Raw genomic sequence first — 11,184 nt, 5'->3', positions numbered from 1 at the left:
CGACGGCGCCGTCGGCCGGCGCACCGGCCGTCGGCCGCCGGCCCGGCCCGGCCGCCCAACTCGTTCTCGCCCTGGTCTGCGCGGCCTACGCCGTCGGCGCCGCGTTCGGCTGGGGCTCGGAACGACTCGCGTTGATCATGGGCGACTTCGGGCTGAGCGCCGCGGCCGGTGCCGCCGCCGTGTCCTGTTTCGTCTACGCCCGCAGCCCCCGCACCCGGTTTCGGCCCGCCTGGCTGCTGTTCGGCCTCTCCTCGGCCATGGCCTCCCTGGGCAACCTGGTCTGGGGGTGGTACGAGGTCGTCCTCGGGCTTCCCGTGCCCAGCCCCAGCTCCGCGGACCTGTTCTTCCTGTGCTTCGCGCCGCCCGCCATCGTGGGACTGCTGGTGCTCGCCAAACGGCCCGTGTCCAAGGCCGGCTGGGTCTGTCTCGCCCTGGACGCCTGGCTGATCGGCGGCTCCCTGCTCACCCTCGCGTGGAGCCTCGCGCTCGCCCAGGCCGCGCAGGCCGAGGGGCCCGGCGTCGCACACACCGCGCTGTCACTGGCGTACCCGCTGCTCGACATCGCCCTGGTCAGCATGGTGCTCGCGCTGCACTTCCGGCGCTCGGCGGTCAACCGGTCCGCGGTCAACACCGCGATCGGTGCGCTCGCGCTGACCGTGATGTGCGACGCCCTGTTCACCTCCCCGCTGCTGCACGCCGACTACCGCTCCGGACAACTCCTCGACGCGGGCTGGTTCGCCGGCTCGCTGCTCCTGGCGTACGCCCCCTGGACCGCGCCCCGCGGCGGACGGCCCGAGCGGGAGGGGCACACGCGCGTGGTCCGCGAGCACCTGCCCGGACGGTACGGCACGCCGGACCACCACCACGGCCCGCCGCCCGGCGAGCACACCCGGTATCCGCTCTCCCGGCCCATCACCGGCTCCCTCGCCGCGCTCACGCCGTACCTCGCCGCGGCCGTATGCACCCTGGGGATCCTCTACAACGTCCTCAACGGCCGCAGCGTCGACCGCGTCGTGCTGCTCACCGGGGGCACGGTGGTGCTCGCGCTCGTCGTGCGCCAGGGCATCATGCTGCTCGACAACATCACCCTCACCCAGGAACTGGCGCAGAAGGAGAACCACTTCCGCTCCCTGGTGCAGGGCTCCAGCGACGTCATCATGATCGCCGCCCCCAGCGGCATCCTCCGTTACGTCTCCCCGGCCGCCGCCGGGGTGTACGGCAGACCCGCGGAGGAGTTGGAGGGGACCGAACTGGCCGGTCTCATCCACCCGGAGGACCTGGGCTGTGTCGTGCACGAGGTGCGCCGCTTCCTCGCCGCCAGCCCGGTCGAGGAACCCACCACCCGCATCGAGTGCCGCTTCCGCTCCGGCGACGGCGGCTGGCTGAACGTCGAGTCGACCGTCAACCGGCACCACGGCGGCCTGATCTTCAACAGCCGTGACGTGACCGAACGAGTGCGGCTCCAGGCGCAGCTCCAGCACAACGCGGAGCACGACCCGCTCACCGACCTGCCCAACCGCGCCCTGTTCACCCGGCGCGTCCAGCAGGCCCTGTCCGGCCGCCGCGCCTCGGACCGCGGGGCCGCCCTCAGGGGCACGGCGGTGCTCTTCATCGACCTCGACGGCTTCAAGGGCGTCAACGACACCATCGGGCACCAGGCCGGGGACGAGCTGCTCGTCCAGGCCGCCCGCAGACTCCAGGACGCGGTCCGCAAGGGCGACACCGCCTCCCGGCTGGGCGGCGACGAGTTCGCGGCCCTGATCGTCGGCGACGGCGTCCGCGACCGGGACGCCCGCGAGCGCCACATCGTCGAACTCGCCGACCGGCTGAGAGCCACCCTCTCCCAGCCCTACGCCATCGACGGCAACGATGTCCGGGTCAACGCCTCCATCGGTGTGGCCTTCGCCGAACCCGGCCTCGGCGCGGGCGAACTGCTGCGCAACGCCGACCTCGCCATGTACCGGGCCAAGGCCGCCGGCAAGGGCCGGGTGGAGCTGTACAAGCCGCAGATGCAGCAGGACGTGGTGCGCAGGGCGGAGCTGGCCACCCGGCTGCGCGCGGCGCTGCACCACGGCGAGTTCGCCCTGCTGCACCAGCCGGTGGTGTGCCTGGCGGACGGCCGGATCACCTCGGTCTGCGCCCAGGCGCGCTGGCGCTCCTCCCAGGGGGTGCTGTTCACCCCCGCGGAGTTCCTGCGCGTGGCCGAGGACAGCGAGAAGACCGCCGAGCTGGGCCGCTGGGTGCTGGAGGAGGCCGTCGAGCAGGCCGCCGAACGGCACGCGACCGGCCTGCCCGTCCCGGTGGCCGTCCGGCTGAGCGCGCACCGGCTCCTCGACCGGTCACTGCCCCTGGGCTCGATCGAGGCCCTGCTGACCCGGCACGGGCTGCCGTCCGGCTCCCTGATCGTCGAGCTGGCCGACACCGACCCCAGGGTGTCGCTCGACGAGCTGGAGCGCCGGCTGACCGTGCTCAAGCGGCTCGGCGTCCGGATCGCGCTCGACGGCTTCGGCAGCGGATCGGCGGCGATCACGGCCCTCAGGCGGCTCCCCGTCGACGTGCTGAAGCTCGACCGGGGCCTGGTCGACGGCGTGGTGGAGTCCGCGCGGCTGCACAAGATCACCAGCGGGCTGCTGCGGATCGCCTCCGACCTCGGGATGCAGTCCGTGGCCGGCGGCGTGGACCTGCCCGAGCAGGTCGCGGCCCTGCGCGCGATGGGCTGCACGCACGGACAGGGCAAGGCCTTCTCCGGGCCGCTGGACGAGTACCGGCTGCGCAGGGCGCTGGCCGCCGGGCACTATCCGGTGCCGCCCGGACCGGCCGAACCCGTGTTCGTCGGCGGGGGCTCCGGGGTGTACTCCACCGGAGTGACCGCCGTACTCCAGGGCGGTACGGCACTGCGCTCACATAATGAGACTCCCGTCCCACCCACTTGACAGTGGGTGCGCGCCGGGGGGAGGGTCAGTGCCATGCGCACCCGAATTCTCGTACTTGGAAAGCGCGTCGGCTGACGCTGAGCCTCGACCGCTCAGCGACCACCACCCGGCGCGCTCCCCTCGCTTGCCTTACGGCACGAGGGGTTTTTTGTTGCACAGGCACCCGCCGAGCAGCACGCGTAACCCGCACGAACTTCGCAAAAACCCTCAGCATCGAGAAGAGAATGCCGATGACCGAGCAGGCCACCGGGGCCCATCACCCGCAGCCCCGGCCCCGATCCGGAGGACAGTCCGCCCCCGTCGAGCACGTCACGGGCGCACAGTCCCTCATTCGCTCTCTCGAGGAGGTCGGCGCCGACACGGTATTCGGCATTCCCGGGGGCACCATCCTGCCGGCGTACGACCCCCTGATGGACTCCACGCGGGTGCGCCACGTGCTGGTCCGCCACGAGCAGGGCGCCGGCCACGCGGCCACCGGTTACGCCCAGGCCACCGGCAGGGTCGGGGTCTGCATGGCGACGTCCGGTCCGGGCGCCACCAACCTGGTCACCCCGATCGCGGACGCGCACATGGACTCCGTGCCGCTGGTCGCGATCACCGGGCAGGTGGTGTCCAAGGCGATCGGCACGGACGCCTTCCAGGAGGCGGACATCGTCGGCATCACCATGCCGATCACCAAGCACAGCTTCCTGGTCACCAAGGCGGAGGACATCCCCCGGGCGATCGCGCAGGCGTTCCACATCGCCTCCACCGGCCGCCCGGGACCGGTCCTGGTCGACATCCCCAAGGACATCCTCCAGGCGAAGACCACCTTCTCCTGGCCGCCCGCCATGGACCTGCCCGGCTACCGGCCCGTCACCAAGCCGCACGCCAAGCAGATCCGCGAGGCCGCCAAGCTGATCACCGCCGCGAAGCGGCCGGTCCTCTACGTCGGCGGCGGTGTCCTCAAGGCCCGCGCCACCGCCGAGCTGAAGGTCCTCGCCGAACTCACCGGAGCTCCCGTCACCACCACCCTGATGGGACTCGGCGCGTTCCCCGACAGTCACGAGCTGCACGTGGGAATGCCGGGCATGCACGGTTCGGTCACCGCCGTCACCGCGCTGCAGAAGGCCGACCTGATCGTCGCCCTCGGAGCCCGCTTCGACGACCGCGTCACCGGCAAGCTGGACAGCTTCGCCCCGTACGCCAAGATCGTCCACGCCGACATCGACCCGGCCGAGATCGGCAAGAACCGCGCCGCCGACGTGCCGATCGTCGGTGACGCCCGCGAGGTCCTCGCCGACCTCGTCCAGGCCGTCCAGAAGGAGCACGCCGAGGGCAACCGCGGCGACTACACCGCCTGGTGGAACGACCTGAACCGCTGGCGCGAGACCTACCCGCTCGGCTACGACCTGCCCGAGGACGGCTCGCTCTCCCCGCAGCAGGTCATCGAGCGCATCGGACAGCTCGCGCCCGAGGGCACGATCTTCGCGGCCGGCGTCGGCCAGCACCAGATGTGGGCCTCGCACTTCATCCAGTACGACAAGCCCGCCACCTGGCTGAACTCCGGCGGCGCCGGAACCATGGGCTACGCCGTCCCGGCCGCCATGGGAGCCAAGGCCGGCATGCCCGACCGCGCCGTCTGGGCGATCGACGGCGACGGCTGCTTCCAGATGACCAACCAGGAACTCACCACCTGCGCCCTGAACAACATCCCGATCAAGGTCGCCATCATCAACAACGGCGCCCTCGGGATGGTCCGCCAGTGGCAGACCCTGTTCTACAACCAGCGGTACTCCAACACGGTGCTGCACTCCGGCCCCGGAGCCGACACCACCGAGAAGAGCGCCGGCACCCGGGTCCCCGACTTCGTGAAGCTGTCGGAGGCCATGGGCTGCTACGCGATCCGCTGTGAGGACCCGGCCGACCTCGACAAGGTCATCGAGGAGGCGAACTCGATCAACGACCGCCCGGTCGTCGTGGACTTCATCGTCCACGAGGACGCGATGGTGTGGCCGATGGTCGCCGCCGGCACCTCCAACGACGAGATCATGGCCGCCCGGGACGTCCGCCCCGACTTCGGCGACAACGAAGACGACTGAGAGCCGTCAGGACTTTCAAGCAGAGGAAGCAGATCATGTCCAAGCACACGCTCTCCGTCCTGGTGGAGAACACCCCGGGCATCCTGGCCCGGATCGCCGCCCTGTTCTCCCGCCGCGGCTTCAACATCGACTCGCTCGCCGTCGGCGTCACCGAACACGCCGACATCTCCCGCATCACCATCGTGGTGAGCGTCGAGGAGTTCCCGCTGGAGCAGGTCACCAAGCAGCTCAACAAGCTCGTCAACGTGCTGAAGATCGTCGAGCTCGAACCCGGGCAGGCCGTTCAGCGCGAACTCGTTCTGGTGAAGGTGCGCGCCGACAACGAGACGCGTTCCCAGATCGTCGAGATCGTCCAGCTGTTCCGCGCCAAGACCGTGGACGTCTCCCCGGAGGCCGTGACCATCGAGGCCACCGGCAGCAGCGACAAGCTGTCCGCCATGCTCAAGATGCTGGAGCCGTTCGGCATCAAGGAGCTCGTCCAGTCCGGCACGATCGCCATCGGACGCGGTGGCCGTTCCATCACGGACCGGTCGCTGCGCGCCCTGGACCGGTCGGCGTAACACCCGTGAGCGGGCGGCCGGGACACGACCGGCCGCCCGTATTCCGAGACCGAGAGACTTCCCTTCCCCTCACCGGCATACGGTGGGACGCAACACCTGCACTCAAGGAGAGAACCCAGTGGCCGAGCTGTTCTACGACGCCGACGCCGACCTGTCCATCATCCAGGGCCGCAAGGTCGCGGTCATCGGTTACGGCAGCCAGGGCCACGCCCACGCCCTGTCGCTCCGTGACTCGGGTGTCGACGTCCGCGTCGGTCTGCACGAAGGCTCCAAGTCCAAGGCCAAGGCCGAGGAGCAGGGCCTGCGCGTGGTGAGCCCGTCCGAGGCCGCCGCCGAGGCCGACGTCATCATGATCCTGGTCCCGGACCCGATCCAGGCCCAGGTCTACGAGGAGCACATCAAGGACAACCTGAAGGACGGCGACGCGCTGTTCTTCGGTCACGGCCTGAACATCCGCTACGGCTTCATCAAGCCCCCGGCCGGTGTGGACGTCTGCATGGTCGCCCCCAAGGGCCCGGGCCACCTGGTGCGCCGTCAGTACGAGGAGGGCCGCGGCGTTCCCTGCATCGCCGCCGTCGAGCAGGACGCCACCGGCAGCGCCTTCGCGCTGGCCCTGTCGTACGCGAAGGGCATCGGCGGCACCCGCGCCGGCGTCATCAAGACGACCTTCACCGAGGAGACCGAGACCGACCTGTTCGGCGAGCAGGCCGTCCTCTGCGGTGGTACCGCGGCGCTGGTCAAGGCGGGCTTCGAGACCCTGACCGAGGCCGGCTACCAGCCGGAGATCGCGTACTTCGAGTGCCTGCACGAGCTGAAGCTGATCGTGGACCTCATGTACGAGGGCGGCCTGGAGAAGATGCGCTGGTCGATCTCCGAGACCGCCGAGTGGGGCGACTACGTCACCGGCCCGCGGATCATCACCGACGCCACCAAGGCCGAGATGAAGAAGGTCCTCGCCGAGATCCAGGACGGCACGTTCGCCAAGAACTGGATGGACGAGTACCACGGCGGTCTGAAGAAGTACAACGAGTACAAGCAGCAGGACTCCGAGCACCTGCTGGAGACCACCGGCAAGGAGCTGCGCAAGCTCATGAGCTGGGTCGACGAAGAGGCGTGAGCCTCACGCCCGAAGGGCCGGAGCGGAACGCTCCGGCCCTTCGGGCGAACCCGGGGTAACGTCGGTGGTACGACGTTGTCCATCCCGTCCCCCCACGGACGGGTGATCCTTCCGAAGCGGCGTAAGACGACGCCCTCGGCGCCACTAGACTGCTGAACAACAAACGCGTCAGGCCCACAGCGTCGTGCGTCTTCCACGCGGCTAGCACTTCTTCACCGCCTGCGGCCGTCGGGACGGCCGTCCGCATTGGACTTGTGAGGACTCACGTGAGCTCGAAACCCGTCGTACTCATCGCTGAAGAGCTGTCGCCCGCCACCGTCGACGCCCTCGGTCCGGACTTCGAGATCCGCCACTGCAACGGCGCGGACCGTGCCGAGCTGCTCCCGGCCATCGCCGAGGTGGACGCGATCCTGATCCGCTCGGCCACCAAGGTCGACGCCGAGGCGATCGCCGCCGCGAACAAGCTCAAGGTCGTCGCCCGCGCCGGCGTCGGCCTGGACAACGTCGACGTCTCCGCCGCCACCAAGGCCGGCGTGATGGTCGTCAACGCCCCCACCTCGAACATCGTGACCGCCGCCGAGCTCGCCTGCGGTCTGATCGTCGCCACCGCCCGCCACATCCCGCAGGCCAACGCCGCGCTGAAGAACGGCGAGTGGAAGCGCAGCAAGTACACGGGCGTCGAGCTCGCCGAGAAGACCCTCGGTGTCGTGGGCCTGGGCCGCATCGGCGCGCTGGTCGCCCAGCGCATGTCCGGCTTCGGCATGAAGGTCGTCGCCTACGACCCCTACATCCAGCCCGCGCGGGCCGCGCAGATGGGTGTCAAGGTCCTGTCGCTGGACGAGCTGCTCGAGGTCTCCGACTTCATCACCGTCCACCTGCCCAAGACCCCCGAGACCGTCGGCCTCATCGGCGACGAGGCGCTGCGCAAGGTCAAGCCGAGCGTGCGCGTCATCAACGCCGCACGCGGCGGCATCGTCGACGAGGAGGCGCTGTACTCGGCGCTCAAGGAGGGCCGCGTCGCCGGCGCAGGCCTCGACGTGTACGCCAAGGAGCCCTGCACCGACTCGCCGCTGTTCGAGTTCGACCAGGTCGTCTGCACCCCGCACCTCGGCGCCTCCACCGACGAGGCGCAGGAGAAGGCCGGTATCGCCGTCGCCCGCTCGGTGCGCCTCGCCCTCGCCGGTGAGCTGGTCCCGGACGCGGTGAACGTGCAGGGCGGGGTCATCGCCGAGGACGTCAAGCCGGGTCTGCCGCTCGCCGAGCGCCTCGGCCGCATCTTCACCGCGCTCGCCGGTGAGGTCGCGGTCCGCCTCGACGTCGAGGTCTACGGCGAGATCACCCAGCACGACGTGAAGGTGCTGGAACTGTCCGCGCTCAAGGGCGTCTTCGAGGACGTCGTCGACGAGACGGTGTCCTACGTCAACGCCCCGCTGTTCGCCCAGGAGCGCGGTGTCGAGGTCCGGCTGACCACCAGCTCCGAGTCGGCCGACCACCGCAACGTCGTCACCGTGCGCGGCACCCTCTCCGGCGGCGAGGAGATCTCGGTCTCCGGCACGCTGGCCGGTCCCAAGCACGTCCAGAAGATCGTCGCGGTCGGCGAGTACGACGTCGACCTGGCGCTCGCCGACCACATGCTCGTGCTGCGCTACGAGGACCGTCCGGGTGTCGTCGGCACCGTGGGCCGCGTCCTCGGCGAGGCGGGCATCAACATCGCCGGCATGCAGGTCGCCCGTGCGACGGTCGGCGGTGAGGCGCTCGCCGTGCTGACCGTCGACGACACGGTGGCCGCCGGGGTGCTCGGTGAGCTGGCCGCGGAGATCGGGGCGACGTCCGCCCGGTCGGTCAACCTGGTCTGAGAGTGCCGGGGTTCTGTCCCCGGACCCCCGTCCGTCCTGAACGGACTCGTCCTCAAACGCCGGACGGGCTGAGCGCATCAGCCCGTCCGGCGTTTTCCGTGGGCGCTTCCGGACGGATCCTGATGTGCCGCAGGCCCATCGCGGCCAGCCCCGCCGCCCCGAGCAGCAGTACCGCCGCCGCGACCGCCGCTCCCCGCATCCCGCTGGTGAACGCCTCCCGTGCCGCCGCCGCCAGGGCGTCTCCCGCGTGCCCCGGCAGTCCGGCGGCGACGGCCAGCGCGCCGCCCAGGGTCTCCTGGGCCATCGCGGGGGCCGTGTCCGGGATCTCGTGGTGGTAGACGGCCGTGCCGATGGAGCCGAGGGCGGCCATGCCCAGGGCGCCGCCGAACTCCGTACCGGTCTCCAGCAGGGAGGACGCCGCCCCCGCCTTCTCGACCGGCGCCGAACTCAGGGCCAGGTCGGTGAGCAGGGACATCACGATGACGATCCCCGCGGCCAGCACACCGCACGCGGCCAGCACCAGCCACAGCGAGTCCGTACCGGCCAGGGCCAGCAGCCCGTAGCCGCCCGCCGCGATGACGAAGCCGGCCGTCACGACGTACGCGCGCTCCACGCCCCGCTGGACCAACCGGGCGGCGACCGGGGCGGCGGCGCCGATGAGCACCGACGGCAACAGGCTCCACAGCGCGGCCTCCAGCGCGCTCCTGCCGAGGACCGACTGCAGGTACTGGGTGGTGAAGTACGCCGAGCCCATCATCCCGAAGGCCGACAGGGTGTTGAGGACGAGCGCGGGCGTGAAGCCGTGCCCGCGGAAGAGGGCCGGCGAGATCATCGGCGAGGCCGCGGTGCGCTGCCGGTGCACGAACAGCGCCGCGAACAGCAGTCCGACGGTGATCGAGACGACGTAGCGGACGTTCCAGCCCTCGGAGGGCAGTTCCTTCAGGCCGTAGACCACGGGCAGGACCGCCGCCATCGACAGCGGGACGCTCGGCAGGTCGAAGCGGCCGGGGGAGGGGTTCTTCGACTCGGGGAGCAGCACCGGGCCGAGGACCAGCAGCAGGGCCATGGCGGGCAGGTTGACCAGGAAGACCGAGCCCCACCAGAAGTGCTCCACGAGGACGCCGCTCATCACCGAGCCGAGCGCGATCCCGGCCGTCATCACCCCGGACCACAGTCCGATCGCCTTCGCCCGCTGGGTGGGGTCGGTGAACATCGTGCGGACCAGCGCCATCGTCGACGGCATCAGGGTCGCGCCGCCGATGCCGAGGACCGCGCGGGCCGCGATCAGCGTCTCGGCGGTGTGCGCGTAGGCCGCGAGGAGCGAGGCGGCGCCGAAGGCCGCGGCCCCGAGGAGGAGCAGCCTGCGGCGGCCGATGCGGTCGCCCAGCGCGCCCATCGTCATCAGCAGGCCGGCCAGGACGAAGCCGTAGATGTCGAAGATCCACAGCTGCTGGGTGCCGCTCGGTTCCAGGTCGGCGCTGATCTCGGGGATCGCGAAGTAGAGGACGGAGACGTCCATCGAGACCAGCAGCAGCGGGAGCATCAGCACGGTGAGCGCGGTCCACTCGCGACGGCCGGCGCGGGGCGGGTTCGTTGTCATGCCGGTGACTGTACGCACGTCTTATACGACTGTCTAGGACTATCGTATAAGACAGGCGTATGGGGGAGTGGGTAGGGTGACGTCATGGGACACCGTGAGGATCTGCTGGAGGGCGCCAAGCGCTGCCTGCTCGCCAAGGGCTTCGTGCGCACGACGGCGCGGGACATCGTCAAGGAGTCGGGGACCAACCTGGCGTCCATCGGGTACCACTACGGGTCGAAGGACGCCCTGCTCGCGCAGGCCTACGTGTCGCTCGTCGAGGGGATGGGCGACGCCTTCGAGGGCGACGGAACCGTGGACGAGACCGTGCCCGGCTCCCCGGAGCGGTTCGAGCGGGTGTGGTCGAACATCATCGGCACCATGAAGGAGCCCGGCTCGGTGTGGCGGCTCAGCATGGAGGTCCTCGCCCTCGGCGACCGGCTCCCCGAGGTCCGCGACCATCTGGCGGCGGCGCAGCGCGAGGCCGGGCGCGGCCTGGTCCCGTTGCTGATGGGCGGCCGGGAGGAGGACGTGTCCGACGAGACCGCGGACACGGTCGGCATGTTCTACGTGACCCTGATGACGGGCCTCATCGCCCAGTGGACCTTCGACCCGAAGACGGCGCCCGACGGCGGGCAGCTCGCCGCCGGCCTGCGCCGGGTGATCGAGGCCGCCGCTACAGACGTGCGGCCTTGAGCGCCATGTGCAGCAGCAGCCGGTCCTCGCCGTCGTCCAGGTCGAGGCCCGTGAGCTGCTCGATCCGCGAGAGCCGGTAGTACAGGGTCTGGCGGTGGATGCCCAGCTCGGCGGCCGTACGGCCGGCCTGGCCCGCGCGGTCGAGGTAGACCTCGGCGGTGCGGGCGAGTTCGGCCTGGGCGGGGGAGAGCAGGGGGCCGACGACGGGGTCGTGGGCGGCGCCCGGGGGCAGCGCGGTCAGGAGGCGGAACGGGCCGATCGACGTCCACGGGGCGACCGGTCCGAGCCGTGGTTCGGCCAGCGCCGCACGGGCCGCCGCCGACGCCTCCTCCCAGGCGGCGCCCAGTTCGGCGAGGCCCGCG

At 70.8% G+C, this 11,184-nt stretch carries 8 protein-coding genes; 6 read left to right on the top strand and 2 right to left on the bottom strand.

Annotated features, from left to right (window positions below; all coding sequences use genetic code 11):
• The 5 genes from B7767_RS06070 to serA all read left to right on the top strand — a co-directional run.
• Nucleotides 1-2,933 (top strand): bifunctional diguanylate cyclase/phosphodiesterase (locus B7767_RS06070; RefSeq protein ID WP_085571220.1); only part of this gene is annotated, 2,933 nt, incomplete at its 5' end.
• Between the two features lie 230 nt (nt 2,934-3,163).
• Nucleotides 3,164-5,014 carry an acetolactate synthase large subunit gene (locus B7767_RS06065; protein ID WP_107485836.1) on the top strand — a complete coding sequence of 617 codons (1,851 nt, stop codon included), beginning with the start codon at nt 3,164-3,166 and terminating at the stop codon, nt 5,012-5,014.
• Nucleotides 5,015-5,049: 35 nt separating this feature from the next.
• On the top strand, nt 5,050-5,574 hold the full coding sequence (ilvN, locus tag B7767_RS06060) for an acetolactate synthase small subunit (RefSeq protein ID WP_030866294.1): 525 nt from the start codon (nt 5,050-5,052) through the stop codon (nt 5,572-5,574).
• A 118-nt stretch (nt 5,575-5,692) separates the two neighbouring features.
• Nucleotides 5,693-6,691 carry a ketol-acid reductoisomerase gene (gene ilvC / locus B7767_RS06055; protein WP_085571218.1) on the top strand — a complete coding sequence of 333 codons (999 nt, stop codon included), beginning with the start codon at nt 5,693-5,695 and terminating at the stop codon, nt 6,689-6,691.
• 266 nt (nt 6,692-6,957) lie between these two features.
• Nucleotides 6,958-8,547 (top strand): phosphoglycerate dehydrogenase, encoded by a 1,590-nt coding sequence (gene serA / locus B7767_RS06050; RefSeq protein WP_085571217.1) that lies wholly within the window; start codon nt 6,958-6,960, stop codon nt 8,545-8,547.
• 52 nt (nt 8,548-8,599) lie between these two features.
• Here the strand turns inward: serA and B7767_RS06045 are convergent, their stop codons facing one another.
• On the bottom strand, nt 8,600-10,147 hold the full coding sequence (locus B7767_RS06045; RefSeq protein ID WP_179167044.1) for an MFS transporter: 1,548 nt from the start codon (nt 10,145-10,147) through the stop codon (nt 8,600-8,602).
• An 84-nt stretch (nt 10,148-10,231) separates the two neighbouring features.
• On the opposite strand from B7767_RS06045, the gene B7767_RS06040 reads away from it, so the two are divergent.
• Nucleotides 10,232-10,822: a TetR/AcrR family transcriptional regulator gene (locus B7767_RS06040; RefSeq protein WP_085571215.1), complete on the top strand. Its 591-nt coding sequence runs from the start codon at nt 10,232-10,234 to the stop codon at nt 10,820-10,822.
• Here B7767_RS06040 and B7767_RS06035 read toward each other — a convergent pair.
• Nucleotides 10,803-11,184: CdaR family transcriptional regulator (locus tag B7767_RS06035; protein WP_143652235.1), on the bottom strand; the 382-nt coding region annotated here is incomplete at its 5' end. The genes B7767_RS06040 and B7767_RS06035 overlap by 20 nt on opposite strands.

The sequence above is a fragment of the Streptomyces sp. 13-12-16 genome (genome assembly GCF_002114215.1).
GTDB lineage: Bacteria > Actinomycetota > Actinomycetes > Streptomycetales > Streptomycetaceae > Streptomyces.
Note: the sequence above shows the minus strand (reverse complement) of the source record. Positions and strands in the feature narration are given on the sequence as shown.

What these genes read in the sequence shown, in the direction of transcription:
- B7767_RS06065 (WP_107485836.1), top strand. Translation starts at nt 3,164, where the DNA reads ATGACCGAGCAGGCCACCGGGGCCCATCACCCGCAGCCCCGGCCCCGA.
- B7767_RS06045 (WP_179167044.1), bottom strand. Translation starts at nt 10,147, where the DNA reads ATGACAACGAACCCGCCCCGCGCCGGCCGTCGCGAGTGGACCGCGCTC.
- ilvN (WP_030866294.1), top strand. Translation starts at nt 5,050, where the DNA reads ATGTCCAAGCACACGCTCTCCGTCCTGGTGGAGAACACCCCGGGCATC.
- B7767_RS06040 (WP_085571215.1), top strand. Translation starts at nt 10,232, where the DNA reads ATGGGACACCGTGAGGATCTGCTGGAGGGCGCCAAGCGCTGCCTGCTC.